This window comes from Marinibium conchae (genome assembly GCF_015595035.1).
GTDB lineage: Bacteria > Pseudomonadota > Gammaproteobacteria > Enterobacterales > Alteromonadaceae > Glaciecola.
In genome coordinates, this window is sequence record NZ_JADNRN010000003.1 from 36,144 (window position 1) to 52,450 (window position 16,307).

Genomic DNA, 16,307 nt, shown 5'->3' on the forward strand with positions numbered 1-16,307 from the left:
TTTTTCTTACTTGCTCTATAAGATGGTAAGAAAATGAAGAGCAAAAGGATGACGCAATGATAACGACTAAAAGAACAAGCGCTACAATCACCATGATGGTGCTCTTATTGCAAAGTGCAGTGGTATTTGGCATTCATTCGCAAGCTGCTGCACCTTTTCTGAATCACGCCGCAACAATTAACACTTCAGTTAGCGCTCATGCCAGCCCTTTTGATTTTATCGCTCCGATGCGTGAACGTTCGGCAACAATTGATAAACTCCTCAACGATAAAATTAACCATACCCTACCCGCTCTTATGCGCAGAGAAGGGATTGATATGTGGTTATTAATTTCTCGTGAATATAACGAAGATCCAGTTCTCAAAACAATGTTACCTTCAACTTGGCTCTCTGCTCGTCGGCGCACCATATTACTGATTGTTGATGAAGGAAAAGATAAGCCACTGAAGCGTTATGCAGTTGCTAGATATCAAGTTGATACACTTTTTCAAAAGGCTTGGGACAAAGAAAAAGAGCCCGATCAATGGCAGCGCTTAGTGGATTTAATCAAACAAATAAATCCCAAGAAGATAGGCATTAATAAGTCTGAGCATTTTGCGCTAGCCGATGGTATTACCGCTACCGAATATTTAGCCTTTAAAGAAAAATTAGGCCCGGCATTAAATCAACGCCTTGTCTCAGCAGAAAAGTTAGCGATCGCTTGGTTAGAAACTCGAACCGAAATGGAAATGGCCCTTTACCCACAGATCGTAAAAATGGGCCATGAAATTATAAAGCAAGCCTATACTAGTGGCTTTATAAAACCGGGCGTTACCACCACAGAAGATGTGGTTTGGTGGTTGCGTGACAAAAGTAGAGAGCTAACCTTGCACAACTGGTTTCACCCCAGTGTAAGCATTCAACGGGCAAGTAAAGAGAAATTCAACCACGTACAAGCCTTTAGTAAACGGGCAGGCGCCGAGGTCATTCAGCGTGGCGATCTTGTACACATGGATTTCGGCATTAGCTATTTGCGCTTGAATACCGACCAGCAGCAACATGCCTACGTACTAAAAGAGGGCGAAAGCGAAGCCCCTGACTACTTGCAAAAGGCGCTGGCAAAAGGAAACCGCCTTCAGGACATTTTCACAAATTTGTTTGAGGTAGGAAAAACGGGGAATGAGGTGCTTAAAGAAGCTCGAGCACAGGCCATTGCAGAAGGTATCAAACCTTCAATTTATACCCACCCGCTCGGCTATCATGGTCATGCAGCGGGAACCACCTTGGGTATGTGGGATTCACAAGGCGGCGTACCAATTCAGGGCGACTATCCACTGCATGCAAATACGGCGTATTCAATTGAACTTAATGCCGCAACCTACATTGAACAATGGGGTAAAGAAATTCGCATTATGCTGGAGGAAAATGCATTTTTTGACGGTAATAAAGTCAGGTATATGAATGGACGTCAGACTGAGTTGCATCTAATTAAATAATAAAAAAGGCTCAATAACCATGAGCCTTTTTTGATAGGAATGAAATGTAACTTACTCACTCTTTACTTTAATTGGTAGAACTCTCGGCGCAGTTCTGGGTTGTTATTAAATGCACCGCCCAGCGAGCTCGTTCTTGTATACGACTGACTATCTCGAATACCGCGCGCCTTTACGCAGTAGTGCGTTGCATTGATACTTACCGCCACGTCATCGGTGCCTGTTAGCGCTTGAATAGCTACCATGACCTGTTGCGTTAGTCTCTCTTGCACTTGCGGGCGCTGAGCAAAGAAGCCTACTAGGCGATTAATTTTAGATAAACCAAGCACTGTATCTTTCGGAATATAGGAAACCGTTGCGGTGCCATCAATCGTTACGAAGTGATGCTCACATGTACTGGTTAAGCTTATATCAGTAACTTGTACGGGCTGATCGATACTCATCTTGTTTTCGATTTGAGTTATCTTAGGGAACGCACTGTAATCTAAGCCTGAAAAGATTTCGTTAACGTACATTTTTGCGATTCTATTTGGAGTGTCCTGAAGGCTATCGTCGTTTAAGTCTAGGCCGAGGGTTTGCATCACGTCGCGCATGGCCGCCTTGATCTTTACGCGTTTCTCTTCGTTCGATAATCCGTTTTCCACCATCGGGGTTTCAAGCCCCGCAGCTTCGAGTGCACGTCGGACAATAGTCGCTTCAGCAGATATACTAGGTTCAGCTGCTTCGCGAATTTTTATAGCTTCTTTTGCTAACATTTGGTCTTCCGGTGATTTTTAATAAAAGAGTATACGGTTAATGCTGAAAGAACGGTTTACAATTAAATTGTATTGTATTGTTCAATAAAAAGTCAGTTAACTGTGTTTAGTCCAAAATAATGGCACGCAACGTATAAGGTCGACTATTATAATGCTGTTCTGCTAAAACAACCAATAAACTAGTGATTTATAGTTTGTAATATTTACGAACTCTACTGTAAAGACTAGAACATATTTGGATTAAGGCAAATAAACGACCAGCACATTCAATGCTAAACGCACGCACAAACAGGATTTTACTTTTTATGACCGCAGCGATACTCATCACAGGAGGCGCTCAACGCCTAGGCCTCGCGATAGCCGAAGACCTGCTACAACAAGAGCAACGAGTTATTGTTAGCTACCGCAGCAAAAAGCCAGCCGTAGACGACTTAGCAGCAAAGGGCGCAGTGGTGCTGCAAGCAGACTTCGCCAGCCAAGCTGGTATTGTAAAGCTCATCGACGAGGTGAAAGGCCACGCAACACAGTTACGAGCAGTCATTCATAATGCATCCGACTGGGATCAAGAGGCTGATACCGACGACTACAACGCTCTCTTTTCAAAAATGATGCAAGTGCACGCCAATACCCCCTATCAGCTTAACCTTGCTTTCAAGGATTTATTACAAGCTTATTCTGACGCTAGCGGTTCCAGTGCAGACATCATGCACATGACCGACTACGTGCAAGTGAAAGGGAGTAAAAAGCACATCGCGTATGCCGCGAGCAAAGCAGCCTTACATAACTTAACGCTGTCGTTTAGCGCACTGTTAGCACCTAAAGTTAAAGTGAATAGTATTGCGCCAGCTCTCGTCATGTTCAACGAGCACGACTCGCAAGAGTATCGAGCAAAAGCCCTGAAAAAATCGCTCTTAGAGATTTGCCCAGGGGCACAAGAAGCAGTAAAAGCAGTGAATTATTTACTCAGCAGCGATTATGTCACCGGCCAGACCATGCACTTGGATGGTGGTAGACACCTCAAATAGCAGCTTCGTCATCTCGCATTGTAATATTAAAGGAATGAAGGTTTGTCACCAACATCAGCTACCAAACTAAGCGCACTACTTATGTGCTCAAGCATTTTCGCACTAAATAGCGTCGCTAGCGCGATTGCCGCGCCAGTACAAGAAAACACTCAACTCTCAAGTGGAGAGCAAAGCAGTGAAAGTCTCGTTGAACGAATCTTAGTAACAGCGAATCGCGCCCCAAGCAATCAACTGTCTACGGCGGCAAGTGTTGACGCGGTTGATCAAGCAACTCTTGAACTCATTGGTCATCAACATGTGAATCAAGCATTAAGCAGAATTGCTGGCACGTGGATCAGCAGAGGCAATGGTCAAGAACATCTCAGTGCAGTTCGCTCGCCCGTTTTAACCGGCGCTGGCGGTTGTGGTGCGTTCTTCATGGCTTTAGATGGTATTTCACTAAGAGCGCCCGGATTTTGTAACGCTAATCAACTGTTTGATGCGAACACAGAACAAGCTCAGCGTATTGAAGTTTTGCGTGGTCCAGCCAGCACACTATATGGCTCAAACGCAGTGCACGGTGTGATAAACGTAATTAGCCCAAGCGCTTTCACCGAGCAAGCAAATTACCTTGGCTTACGAGTTGGCCGCGATGATCACGTTAAGGCCAGCTTCGGCTACACAACATATGGCAGTGGTGAAGACAAGAACGAGCCAAGCGAGCAAAGCGCATTTGGGCTTTTTGGAAATATCACCCAGAACAATGGCTTTCAGAGCGATAGCGGATACGACCAACAAAAAATTACGGCTGTGTATGAATTTAATGGCGACCTTTGGAGCAACAAAACACTCGTTGATATTGCGAATTTAAATCAAGAAACCGCGGGCTTTGTGCAAGGTTTTGAAGCATTTAAAAACCCTGTTTTACGCAAAAGCAATCCTAACCCAGAAGCCTTCAGAGATGCGAAGTCGGCTCGCATTCAATCACGATTCAGCCGCGATACCGAACAAGGCTCATTTTCTGTAACGCCCTACGCTCGCTGGAATGACATGGCCTTTTTACAGCACTTTTTACCTTGGAAAGCCCTAGAAGAAAATAGTCACAGCAGTATTGGGTTGCAATCACAATATCGCTTTAGCAAAGACATAGTGAGTATCACCAGCGGTGTTGACTTCGACCTAAGCAACGCTAACTTGCGAGAGACACAAGATAACGATTTCTCGCCCAGCATACCGAGCGGCGAGCATTACGATTACGATGTGATAGCCACTTCAGCCGCAGCTTATGTGCAAGCACAATGGGACTTCTCGCGCTGGCAAATGAGTATTGGTGGCCGCTTAGAAAACGTCAATTACGACTACGACAATATGCTGAATGACGGCAATGCCTGTGATAGCACAGTGAGCTTATGCCGCTTCACCCGTCCTGCAGACCAAGAGATAAGTTTCACCGTTTTCTCCCCATCCCTTTCATTATTATATCTTTTAAGCGATGAGCAAAGCCTGTATGCAAGGCTGAGTCAGGGATATAGAGCACCACAAGCGACAGAGTTGTTTCGATTACAAAACAATCAAACAGTTGCTGACCTAAGTGAAGAGAAATTGGATGCACTGGAACTCGGCTATCGTTTTGTTTCAAAGGAATTGACCCTGAGTGCCGCCGTTTTTTGGCAAGAGAAAAGTAACTTCATCTTTCAAGACAGTAATAGGCAAAACGTTTCAAATGGTGAAACTTCCCATAAAGGCATAGAGCTATCGCTGAACTATGATATTTCCGACACTGTTTATGCCTCGGCCAATATGACCTTTGCTGAACACGAATACACCAAGGCATTAACCCTAGCACGAAGCGATATCGCCGGTAATGAAATTGATACCGCGCCGCGAAGCCTTGGTTCAGTGCAAATTGCTTGGGAGCTGTCAGCTGATATACTGGCTGAACTTTCACTGCAGCATCTTGGCAACTACTTTCTGGACCCTGCCAACACTGCCGAATACGATGGCCATAACTTGATAGACCTAAATGTTAGATATCACTACTCTGATGCAGTGACATTCAACGCTAATATTTACAACTTAACAGACGAAGATTATGCTGAGCGCGCAGACTTTGGTTTTGGCAACTATCGATATTTTGTCGGTCAACCCCAACGTATATTTTTTAGTGCAATTTGGTCGTGGTAATGAATAAATTAACCTTACTTCCTGAGTGGGCGGAGCAAGAAGCCGTGATCCTCGCTTGGCCGCATCAGGATACTGATTGGCAACCTTGGCTAAACGAAGTTCAAGCAACCTACGTTCAGCTAATAAATGCAATAAATGAAAGTGCTTGTGTTGTTGTACTGCTTTGCCGTGAAAGCGAGCTCGGGTTGATAAAGAGCTTGGTAAATTATCGAAGCAGAGTAATTTGCGTACCCTGTGATTACAATGACACTTGGGTGCGCGACTACGCTTTTCTCACCTGTGAATCAAGCCATGGTAATGTGCCTGTTAGCTTTACCTTCAATGGTTGGGGGCAAAAGTTTGATGCCGCGAAAGACAATCGTATTAACGAAGGCGTTTTCACTCAACTTTGCCGCAATAAGATGCAATTTGTTGATGTGGTGTTAGAAGGTGGTGCCATCGAAATCGATCAAAATCAACATCTGTTATCAACAGAATCTTGTTTGCTAAATCCCTTACGCAACGGTGATAAAAGCTTGGAAAGTTATCGCAATTTATTCGCGGAAATTTTCGGTGCCCAAAAAACTACAATTTTAGCTGATGGCCACCTTGATGGCGATGATACCGACGGGCATATAGACACCTTAGTTCGCTTTACGCCGCTGCATGGTTTGGTACTGCAAAGTGCGTACAATCGACCTGAAGACAAACATTTTAGTGGTTTATTTAAGATGAACATGGCGTGCCAGCAAGCATTTCCTACTCATGCGATATATGAGTTACCGCTGCCTTACATAGCCAATGATGATGGTGATAGACTGCCAGCATCTTATGCTAACTTTTTGATATGCAACGCTAGCGTTCTGTTCCCGGTTTATGGTCAGCCAGAAGATGCGGAAGCACTTGAGGTGATACAAAAAGCATTCCCTAATCACAGAATTATCGCGATAGACTGTGCAACGTTGATTCAACAGTTTGGTAGTCTTCATTGCATAAGCATGCAAGTACCAACAGGCACTCTTAATGAAAGTGTATTAACAAAAACCCAGAACGGAGTTGCAGTTTTATGAGCTCATCACACATCACCGCCAACAAAAGCTTAAAAGTAGGCTTAGTTCAACAATCGGTAAACAGCAACGACAAAAACGAAAACTGGGAGAAAAGTGCTAATGCCGTGCGCAAGCTCGCAACAGACGGTTGTGAATGCATACTATTGCAGGAGCTACACTCTACACTTTACTTTTGCCAAGACGAAAACGTAGATGCCTTTGATTTGGCAGAACCAATACCTGGGGCCGCCACTGAATTCTTTGGTAAGCTTGCTCAAGAACTCAACATCGTGCTAGTGACCTCGCTATTCGAGAAGCGCGCTTCAGGGCTTTATCACAATACTGCGGTAGTGTTCGACCGGTCGAGCGCTATTGCTGGCAAGTATCGCAAAATGCACATTCCTGACGACCCTGGTTTTTATGAGAAATTCTATTTTACGCCTGGTGATATGGGCTTCGAGCCAATACAAACTAGCGTGGGTAAGCTAGGCGTACTGGTTTGCTGGGATCAATGGTATCCAGAAGCTGCTAGATTAATGGCAATGGCTGGCGCTGATATTTTATTCTATCCAACCGCCATTGGTTGGGACAAAAATGATGATGCTAGCGAACAAGCTCGCCAACAAGATGCGTGGCAGGTAATTCAGCGAGCCCATGCAGTAGCCAACTCTGTGCCCGTAGTAGTCGCTAATAGAGTCGGTTTCGAGGCATCGCCTATTAAGAACGATCCCGGCATTCAGTTTTGGGGGCATAGTTTTATCGCAGGTCCTCAAGGTGAACTGTTAGCTCAAGCCTCAAGCAATAATGAAGAAAACCTGATGGTAGAACTTGATATGACGCGAACAGAAAACGTTAAGCGGATTTGGCCTTACTTTCGCGACCGCCGAATCGATGCTTATGACGAGCTAACAAAACGTTGGCGAGACTAGTTATCTAATAAGAGACCTTAGCTTTTGCTTTATTCTCAGTATATATTTGAGAGCAGTGGTGAAACAAGTGGCCGTAGCGCACTACTTTGGTTTTTCTTGGGGTTATTGTTCCACGTAATAACTGCAATTGTGCTTTTAGTAAAAACCAAGCGTAGCACATAGTAATTGGTCAAACGTCGAGTGAGGCATCGTTAAAGAATTTATATACTGTTGAAGCGTATAACAACCGAAACATTATGCTAGTAGGTGCTATTCAATAGGAAAAGGAGAGTAAAGGTAATGGATATCAATGCAACATTAGTTGGGCTATCTATTTTTGTTTTTGCAATCATCATGACTGTAGTACGTTTCTATGCGGGTAAACGGAAAAGCAAACAGACGCATGCAAGAGCCGCCAGCGCCTGCATAATCTGTTGTTAGGTGTCCCCCTAATTGGAAGCACTTCCTTATTTACAGAACATTTCGCTAAAGAAAGATAAGATTGAATCTTTCGAGCGTTATCCTTTCAGCATTCCAGCTGTAAAGGCGTTATCAACACTACACTTTGGAAAAAATGTCACTATTTTGGTTGGCGAAAATGGTAGTGGCAAATCTACTCTATTGGAAGCAATTGCTGTTTCACTTGGATTCAATGCAGAAGGGGGAACAAAAAACTTCAATTTTTCAACTCGCACTACTCATTCGGAATTGCATCGTTACCTAAAACTTTCAAAATCATTCAAGAAGTTCAATGACGGATTTTTTCTAAGAGCAGAAAGTTTCTATAATGTAGCAAGCAACATAGAAGATATTGATGACGGCACTTTGATAAATAATTCATATGGGGGCAAGTCATTACACGCTCAATCACATGGCGAATCGTTTCTGTCACTCATGATGAATAGATTTGGCGGCAATGGACTCTATTTGCTTGATGAACCAGAAGCTGCTTTATCCCCTTCAAGGCAATTATCCGTCCTAAGCAGAATGTTTCAGCTAATTAGGCAAAACTCTCAATTTATAATAGCGACGCATTCTCCAATATTAATGGCTTATCCCAATGCATTAATTTACCAGATAGATGGTAATGGTATACACAAGGTTAATTACGCAGAGACCGAGCACTACAACATTACGAAAGCTTTTTTAAACAACCCAAGTCCTATGCTACGAGAACTTTTTGAGCATGATGACACCTAAAAAACGACTACGGTGCAAGATCATTCTTCTACGAGTCACCCTCATTTTCTGTCAGAAGCAATTATTCGGGTTCGCGAGCGCATAATGTTTAATTCTCGCTGGTAAACATCAGTTGTCGTTTTAAGTCCAAAAGAGTATATTTTCATCTAAATGGATAACGCAAGGAAACATGGAATGTTTTATCAAAACCGCAAAAACTTCAAGCAACCTAACTATCGCACAAACGCACTCCCTTCGATCGCTGGGACAACTTTAAGTGCGGCTTTCGCTTCGCTCAAAACGTCCGCTCATAAATCTGCCCGTCATGCTAGGTGTTATGTGTCAAAGGAGATTACATGGAAGTTTTAGATAAAAATGCTGCAACTGATAAATCAAGGCGACAAAATTTAGTCCCATTGTGGATTAAAATTTTCGGTTGGTTGTTCATCGTTATGGGGGCTGCGACTCCCATCATTTATATAGCCGCTCTTGTATGGTCATTTCCACTTACGGTTGAAATGTTTGGTTTGCAGCATATAGGCTCTCCGCTAGATTTTATGGGTATATTGATTTCAGCATTAATTGCCATCAATGGTTTATGTGCATTTGGATTATTGTTTGGAAAAAGATGGGGTGTTTCAGTTTGCTTGTTCTATGGATATTTGACCCTACTGATTACAATTGTTTCAATGTTTTTGGGTGATGGTATGACGATTAGATTAGAGCCGTTGATTCAAATCCCTTACCTCATTAAACTCCACAAGATTAAAGCTCTGTGGTAGGTTAGCACGTAACAAAAAAAATGAAGTCGGACATTGCGCAAAGAGCAGCGCAATGCCGCTTATTTTGGTGTTGTGTTTTCAATGGAAGTATTTTTTATAATAAACAACAAGGATGATTATGGAATTGTTTAGTGAGCTGCTATTAAATTTGGGTTTAGTGTTTTTCTTTGTATTTGCGATTGCAATATTTATTGCCTTGAAAGATAGACAAGATTAGTGGTATCTGGTCGACTCGTTTCGGTTGCGAGTATTAAAGTATAAGAAATGCATAATTGATTTCTTTGATTAATGTTGTATCTATCCGGCAGGGGTGCAAGATCATTCTTTTAAGAGTCACCCTCATTTTCTGTCAGAAGCAATTATTCGGGTTCGTGAGCGCATAATGTTTGGTTCTCGCTGGTAAACATCAGTTGTCGTTTTAAGTTCAAAAGAGTATATTTTCAACTAAATGGATAACGCAAGGAAACATGGAATGTTTTATCAAAACCGCAAAAACTTCAAGCAACCTAACTCTCGCACAAACGCTCTCCCTTCGATCGCTGGGACAACTTTAAGTGCGGCTTTCGCTTCGCTCAAAGCGTCCGCTCATAAATCTGCTCGTTATGCTAGGTGTTATGGCTTCTTGGTACTTGCAAATGAAAGCCAGTGAATTAATGAAAAAGCTAGAATCTGATCCTGAATATCAGGAGATGCGAAAGCGCAAAGACCTAGAATTAAAAGAGAGAAAAGCTCTTTTAGTTGCGGACGAACGAGATCTAATCGAAGAGCTAGCTGAAGCAGGTTACGAAGTGGATTCAGTTTGGGATTTCGTCAACAACAATAATCGTTATGAGTTCCTACGTAAGTTTGAAGGTAACTATACGGGTGCATATTCAATATTAGTAAAGCACCTTGATATTGAGCATCACCCGAGAACTAGGGAGGGTATTATTCGCGCCCTCACAGAAAAAGACGCTAATGAAACAGCATTCGAAGCTCTATTGGCTGCGTTTTACCAAGAACAAGACTCAAATCTAAAATGGGTGCTGGCAAATGCATTGCGCACAGTTTTAACCCGCTCACAAAAAACGAAGCTCCCAGAATACAAGGAAATATATGATGCCAAATGTCAGCCCTAACAGGCGAATGTTGTCGGACTGGTTTTCCGCTGCTCTCCAAACCAGCCTCAAATGCGGGCGTTAACTATCCAAAGAAAGATTTAGTTTTGGCTTATTACCAAGTGCTTTTGGAAGGCAAAGGTTTCTGTTTTAATTTTGATGGTGAAGAGACACTTGGAGGCTTTTTCACCACTAGGTGGGTTAAGGCAGTATCGTTAGATGATGCCGAAAATAAGGCTGTAGAACTTATAAAAAATGACAATTCATTGAATGGAGTGGTTGTTAAATCAGATGAATCTACGCCAATTATATATCTTGAAAATATTAGATCAGTAAGTTGGTTAACTTATATTTGGCGCAAACCTGGAAAAGGATATTCGTTTTACAATGAACATGATAGTTAACAAAAAATTGAAGACGGGTATCTGGGAGTAATGGCTAGCTACCGTCTAATTTGGTGTTAGAACCCAATAAATAAAGGAGATTTTTATGGGAAAATCAGTTTCGGAAATCCATGCAAAGTCACTAGAAAAAGAAAAGTACAAAACATTCTTCAAGTCGCTCGGTGCTTTTTGTATAGATATGGCGCTAATTTCGTTAATTCTTGTGATTTCTGTCTTTTTCTTTGGAAGTATGGATAGTAAATTGGGTGCACTAGTTAGATTTGCAATTCCTTTTATTCCAATTATTTATATCATTGCGTCCCAATTCCAAATGCAAAATACACCCGGCCGCGAATCGGTTTCGATCACAATCGTGGACAGCGAATCTGAAAATAACATCTCTATTAAACAGACGTGTTCTCGTGAAATATTGCATTTATTGTCTATTTTGCTAGTGTTCTTAAGCCCATTATTAGTAAGTGGGTGGGTTTTTGACAGCTTGTGGAGTGTCGGAGAAGGAGTTTCAATTGAATGGATTATCTCTGTGCTAATGCTAACTCTTCCTCTCTACGTTTTTTGGAGCTTAGTAGAAATAGTATCAATGGCGATGATGCCTCGGAACAGATCAATTCAAGATTTGATAGCAAAAACTATTACCGTAAGACACTACTAGAAAGGTCTGAAAAATGCATACCTCATCACTATCCACCCTTAATTATGTATAAAGTTATTTTTGTTGAAAAAGTTGGTGAGCAACACCCCTGATAAATGATAAATAAATTGAAAACGGGTACCGAAAAAGAGCACCTAGCTGCTGCTCAGTTTGATATTAAGCCCAAATAAAGACTTAAGTTGTTTTGGAGCGCACGTTCAAGGAGCTATAAAGTGCATAACACGATAAGGAATACTGAAATTTGAAAAAGCTAACTATGTACCTCTTTGGTTTGCTGCTGCTAACTCTTTTATCTTTATGTTTTATAAGCTGGTATACAAATACAGGAATTAGAGTGTCAGATGGAAAGTACCTTGGGTATTCAGCAAACACTCACGAGTGGCTTTTTCTAGAGTATCAAAATATCCCAGTTACACATGATGGGCCTTACGTCTTTAAAATCGAGGGGAATCGTGTTGCTAACTATATTTCAGGGGACAAAATCTCACCAGCAAAACTCTCTCGAATTAAGGTAAAAGACCGCGTATCGGTGACCGTAGATAATGAGTTGAATACTACCTTTGACGTTAAGTTTAAAGATAGTTATCCACGTTCAGATTTAGACATACCTATCCCTTCTAGATATCTTGCTATTTCTGATATGGAAGGTAATTTTGATGCAATGGTTCGACTCCTTAAAGCCAATGGTGTCATTAACGATGATTTAGATTGGACCTATGGCTCAAGTCATCTAGTACTGGTTGGTGATATGGTCGACCGAGGACTAAATGTAGTTCCCTTATTATGGTTAATTTACAAACTGGAAACAGAAGCTAAATTAGCCGGGGGAGATGTTCATTATATTTTGGGAAATCATGAACGCTACCTATTAGATGGTAGAGTGAAATCAGCAGCAAAAAAATATTATGGCACATTTCGAACTACAGGAATGTCGCCCAAGGAGTTGTGGTCTGAAGATTCCGAACTAGGGGCGTGGTTACGCAGTAAGCCTGTTATGTTGAAGATAGGTGATACCTTGTTCGTTCATGGCGGCGTTTCGCCAAGAGCTTTGTCCTACAATTTATCGTTGGGTGATATCGATGCGGAAACGCAGCGTAACTTTGTGATCGGCGATACAGTTAGGCGAAATATTGATGAGAGTATCATTCATGGCTCCGACGGCCTTTTGTTCTATCGTGGTTTCGCTAAAAGTATGGATAAACATGGACTTGGCGACAAGGCGAGTTCTGAACATGTGGATAATGTATTATCAAGCTTTAGTGTCAATAGAGTAGTGATTGGGCATACCTTGGTTAGTCATATTGGTTATGATTACGATGGTAAAGTTTTTCGTATTGATGTACCCCATTCAAATGGCAGCAGTGAAGCTCTTTTAATGGAAAACGCTTCGTTTTGGGTGGTGGACAATGAAGGAAATAGATCACCTTTAAATGAGCTAGCTACTCTTTCTACTAAATCGCCTATAGACTAGACATCAACTTGCTTAAACGGAAGAATAACCGAGGGAAGTCACTTTGTTCTGCAAATTAATCCACAGGAAAGTGTAAACATCATCTGTCACCCCACTGTCGTGTAGATTTCGTAACCGACAGCCGTCAAAAACATGGATAGTTTCCACTCACATTGGTAAGGAGCCCAAATGATAGTCAAACGTCTAAGAGAGAAACGAAACTGGTCACAAGAACAGCTCGCTACGTTTAGCGGTTTAAGTACAAGAACGATTCAACGAATAGAGAGCGGTAATAAAGCTAGCTTAGAATCTCTTAAAGCCCTTGCCTCTGTGTTTGAGATTGACATTTCTAAACTTAAAGAGGAAATCATAGTGATAGACAAAACATCAAACGAGTGGAACAAAGAGCCGGTATGGCTAAGATTTGCATTTTTGGGAGTAAAAGCAAGAAAGCAAATTATTATGCTAGAAGTGATTACGATAATTTTAGGTTTATTAAGTTGGGTGATTAAACCCGATATATTTGCCACCCCAGCATTCTTTCTCTTAGCTTACATATTTTCTAACATGAAGCATTACATCGATACTAAAAAGTATTGGTAAATTTGAGATATTTAAGAGAAATGAAAAATGATAAAGTGTTAACCGCGTTCTTTTTTGGAACGTAGGTTGCACTACTATTTTCTGATATTTATAGCAGACTTTAAAGCTCGGTATGCCGTGAAGGCGGGGCTTGCAGCCATCACGTTTTTTCGTTTTTCATAGGCCCAGGGCAATTCAATGAAGTTCTTCAAATTTATTTTCTTACCCATCCTGACTGTCATTATGATCGGGATGTTGATGTCGGACGAAAAAGTTATCCCAGTTGAAGGCGCAACGCATAATGATTGGAACCACAATACATTTTGGTATGAACCATGGGGTAGTTCAATTGTGCACAAAGGAATAGATATATTTGGTAAAAAAGGCACCCCCACCCTGTCTTCCACCAAAGGTTTCGTCATTTACACCGGCACATTGAGTAAGGGTGGAAATGTTGTAGTAATACTCGGGCCTAAATGGCGTGTACATTACTATGCACATATGGATAGCTACACCGTCGCATCGGGAAATTTTGTGACCGCTGGCGCCGTTATAGGTTCTTTGGGCGACTCTGGCAATGCCCAAGGAAAACAGCCACATATTCATTATTCGGTAGTGTCATTAATCCCAATTCCATGGTTGGCAACAGCGGAAACTCAAGGCTGGAAAAAAATGTTCTTTCTGAATCCGCATTCTAGGTTTATATAAGCATATCGAAGCAAAAAAATGCGCCTTGTGCAAAACGAGCAATTCTCCGCCCTTTTGAACTCTCGCTGCTAACATCCTACACTGAGTTAAAAGCAAAAGTGAACCATCGCGCAATTTAGTGTAGTGTTACTGATAAAGCACTAAAGTATTGCGCATAGTTTGCGAATAGCTTTAGAAGAAGGTGAAGGGCTAATTGCGGATGTATTCGAAGCGATGAAAATAGAACGAAGTGCATTTCTTAGAATGTTGAAAGAAGCGTTCCCAGAATTGACGAGCGAACTCAATAAGCAACAAGGCTTACTTCATTTCGAACTATCTGAATTCCGAAAGTACACCAACAAACTCATTTACGCAGAAGAAAAAGAGCTGGTTAAAAATTGCTTTTATCTCGCTGAACGAGCATATTTATACGGAAACCTAAAGTTAAAAACGGCAATCGATGTGTCATATGTTGAAGACTTAGATTTTCAGTCTAAGGATTGGGCCTGGCAAATTCTTCCAGCTTCATTAAAAACACTCTATGTAAGCTTTCACAAGAGAGATGGTAGCTCACAAGATGGCAAAAAATAACACAAAGATTGCTACAGGGCTTGCTCCCAAAATAACTTGCAAGCTTGAAGCGACACTAAAACTCCCTATAATCGATGAGTTATTACTTTTACTAACTAAAACTCGTAATCTATTTCAGACTAAAGTGAAGTAGAATATTAAAAAATACATGCCTACATTAAACGCATTAAACTCAAGGAACGATGATTTTCTATGGCTAATATAAACAAACAAGAACAACGTCAGCTAGAAAAAGCCCTTGGTATGGCAAGCGGATATGTGCTTGATTTTTCAAAAGAAGAATTTAGAGAATTTGTACTAGAACATACGGGCAAAGATATCAACGACCCGAAATACATCCAAGACTCCGAGTCTAATGCAGACCGCCTAAGAGTGTTTTGGTTGGCCGAATCAAACCATACGATTGCAGTGTTATTTAAAGCATTGATTGATGAATGGGACAGCTGGACTACCATGCAAGATCCTTTGCATCCGTCTTCTGACTTTTTAAGAATCACCGAACGCTTAACCGTGAGCGCTCCTGCGCCTGATATCTGGGTAGTAGTGCCAAATGCCGCAGATAAAGACTTCGAGACCGTAGCCAATGAAATCCGCGAGTCAATTGCTAGGGATGAACCCACTGCCGCCCTTGAGCGCCTCTATACATTTTTACGTCGTTACTTCAAAATCCTTTCTCAAAAGCACAAACTCGTAGATAAGGACAATTTATCTCTATATGAACTCGTTGATCTTTATGTGGGGCATTCCCGAGATAATAAGTCGATGAAGGCAAGAATTTTTGATGATGTGCTGAGGTCGAGTATTGCAAAATTTGAAGACTTACATGAAGTGATGAATACACAGTCATTTGTTAATAAGAAACAAATACTTAGCAAGGATGAAGCGATGTTAATTTTAGAACATGTTGCTTCATCGATACGGTTTATAGAGAGCACTAGGCAAACCCAAACCGCTCAGGAAATGCACTCGGTTTAAGGTCTTAGCTTATGCAAATAAGAGAAGCGAATAAATCAGACTATGCAGCTATTTGGTCAATATTCGAACCCATCGCGAGAGCGGGTGAAACCTACGCTTACTCTCAAAATATTACCTATAAAGAGGCAATATATGCTTGGGTAGAAGCACCTCGAAAAACCTTTGTTGTTGAAGACAATACAAAGATACTCGGCACATACTATCTGAAAACCAATCAAGCCGGTCCAGGTGGGCACGTTTGCAATTGCGGTTATATTGTGTCTGCTGAAGCTCGAGGAAAAGGCCTTGCTACTTCTATGTGTAAGCATTCGCAACAAATCGCGTTAAACTTAACATACAAAGCCATGCAATTTAATTACGTGGCTTCTAGTAACGTAGGAGCGGTTCGTTTATGGCAGAAATTGGGCTTCGACATCGTTGGTCAATTGCCAAAGGCATTTAATCATCCTTTACACGGTTTTGTGGATGCTTTGGTAATGTATAAATGGCTGGGCCACTGATTACACTCTGTGAGCTTAATGTCATTAAGGAAAATAATTGAACAAACTAGTCTTACG

17 protein-coding genes are annotated in these 16,307 nt (G+C 41.6%); 16 read left to right on the forward strand and 1 reads right to left on the reverse strand.

Annotated elements, in window-relative coordinates:
* The first annotated feature begins 56 nt into the window (after window positions 1–56).
* Complete coding sequence (locus tag ISG33_RS11760; RefSeq protein WP_229333566.1) at window positions 57–1,475, forward strand: M24 family metallopeptidase; 1,419 nt, start codon at window positions 57–59, stop codon at window positions 1,473–1,475.
* Window positions 1,476–1,537: 62 nt separating this feature from the next.
* Here ISG33_RS11760 and folE read toward each other — a convergent pair whose 3' ends face one another.
* Window positions 1,538–2,227: a GTP cyclohydrolase I FolE gene (gene folE, locus ISG33_RS11765; RefSeq protein WP_195733830.1), complete on the reverse strand. Its 690-nt coding sequence runs from the start codon at window positions 2,225–2,227 to the stop codon at window positions 1,538–1,540.
* A 305-nt stretch (window positions 2,228–2,532) separates the two neighbouring features.
* On the opposite strand from folE, the gene folM reads away from it, so the two are divergent.
* The 15 genes from folM (at window position 2,533) to ISG33_RS11840 (ending at window position 16,250) form a co-directional block, all read left to right on the forward strand.
* Window positions 2,533–3,252 (forward strand): dihydromonapterin reductase, encoded by a 720-nt coding sequence (folM, locus tag ISG33_RS11770; RefSeq protein ID WP_195733831.1) that lies wholly within the window; start codon window positions 2,533–2,535, stop codon window positions 3,250–3,252.
* A gap of 42 nt (window positions 3,253–3,294) precedes the next feature.
* Window positions 3,295–5,415 (forward strand): TonB-dependent receptor, encoded by a 2,121-nt coding sequence (locus ISG33_RS11775; protein ID WP_229333567.1) that lies wholly within the window; start codon window positions 3,295–3,297, stop codon window positions 5,413–5,415.
* Window positions 5,415–6,464, forward strand: a complete 1,050-nt coding sequence (locus ISG33_RS11780) for an agmatine deiminase family protein (RefSeq protein WP_195733832.1) — start codon at window positions 5,415–5,417, stop codon at window positions 6,462–6,464. Before ISG33_RS11775 ends, ISG33_RS11780 begins: the two co-directional genes overlap by 1 nt.
* Window positions 6,461–7,372, forward strand: coding sequence for a carbon-nitrogen hydrolase (locus ISG33_RS11785; RefSeq protein ID WP_195733833.1), 912 nt, complete (start codon window positions 6,461–6,463; stop codon window positions 7,370–7,372). The genes ISG33_RS11780 and ISG33_RS11785 overlap by 4 nt, the downstream gene beginning before the upstream one ends.
* Window positions 7,373–7,804: 432 nt before the next feature.
* Window positions 7,805–8,551 carry an AAA family ATPase gene (locus ISG33_RS11790; RefSeq protein ID WP_195733834.1) on the forward strand — a complete coding sequence of 249 codons (747 nt, stop codon included), beginning with the start codon at window positions 7,805–7,807 and terminating at the stop codon, window positions 8,549–8,551.
* Window positions 8,552–8,886: 335 nt separating this feature from the next.
* Window positions 8,887–9,312, forward strand: coding sequence for a hypothetical protein (locus ISG33_RS11795; RefSeq protein ID WP_195733835.1), 426 nt, complete (start codon window positions 8,887–8,889; stop codon window positions 9,310–9,312).
* A gap of 614 nt (window positions 9,313–9,926) precedes the next feature.
* The gene (locus ISG33_RS11800; protein WP_229333568.1) at window positions 9,927–10,430 is read left to right on the forward strand and encodes a hypothetical protein; all 504 of its coding nucleotides are present in this window, start codon (window positions 9,927–9,929) and stop codon (window positions 10,428–10,430) included.
* Window positions 10,418–10,813 carry a hypothetical protein gene (locus ISG33_RS11805; protein ID WP_195733836.1) on the forward strand — a complete coding sequence of 132 codons (396 nt, stop codon included), beginning with the start codon at window positions 10,418–10,420 and terminating at the stop codon, window positions 10,811–10,813. The genes ISG33_RS11800 and ISG33_RS11805 overlap by 13 nt, the downstream gene beginning before the upstream one ends.
* Window positions 10,814–10,898: 85 nt before the next feature.
* Window positions 10,899–11,465 carry an RDD family protein gene (locus ISG33_RS11810; RefSeq protein WP_195733837.1) on the forward strand — a complete coding sequence of 189 codons (567 nt, stop codon included), beginning with the start codon at window positions 10,899–10,901 and terminating at the stop codon, window positions 11,463–11,465.
* A gap of 334 nt (window positions 11,466–11,799) precedes the next feature.
* Window positions 11,800–12,936, forward strand: coding sequence for a metallophosphoesterase (locus ISG33_RS11815; protein WP_229333569.1), 1,137 nt, complete (start codon window positions 11,800–11,802; stop codon window positions 12,934–12,936).
* 168 nt (window positions 12,937–13,104) lie between these two features.
* On the forward strand, window positions 13,105–13,518 hold the full coding sequence (locus tag ISG33_RS11820; RefSeq protein ID WP_195733838.1) for a helix-turn-helix domain-containing protein: 414 nt from the start codon (window positions 13,105–13,107) through the stop codon (window positions 13,516–13,518).
* Between the two features lie 177 nt (window positions 13,519–13,695).
* Complete coding sequence (locus tag ISG33_RS11825; protein ID WP_195733839.1) at window positions 13,696–14,205, forward strand: M23 family metallopeptidase; 510 nt, start codon at window positions 13,696–13,698, stop codon at window positions 14,203–14,205.
* A 159-nt stretch (window positions 14,206–14,364) separates the two neighbouring features.
* Window positions 14,365–14,775 (forward strand): DUF7674 family protein, encoded by a 411-nt coding sequence (locus ISG33_RS11830; RefSeq protein WP_195733840.1) that lies wholly within the window; start codon window positions 14,365–14,367, stop codon window positions 14,773–14,775.
* 192 nt (window positions 14,776–14,967) lie between these two features.
* Window positions 14,968–15,750: a hypothetical protein gene (locus ISG33_RS11835; RefSeq protein WP_195733841.1), complete on the forward strand. Its 783-nt coding sequence runs from the start codon at window positions 14,968–14,970 to the stop codon at window positions 15,748–15,750.
* A gap of 11 nt (window positions 15,751–15,761) precedes the next feature.
* The gene (locus ISG33_RS11840) at window positions 15,762–16,250 is read left to right on the forward strand and encodes a GNAT family N-acetyltransferase (RefSeq protein WP_195733842.1); all 489 of its coding nucleotides are present in this window, start codon (window positions 15,762–15,764) and stop codon (window positions 16,248–16,250) included.
* The last annotated feature ends 57 nt before the right edge of the window (window positions 16,251–16,307 follow it).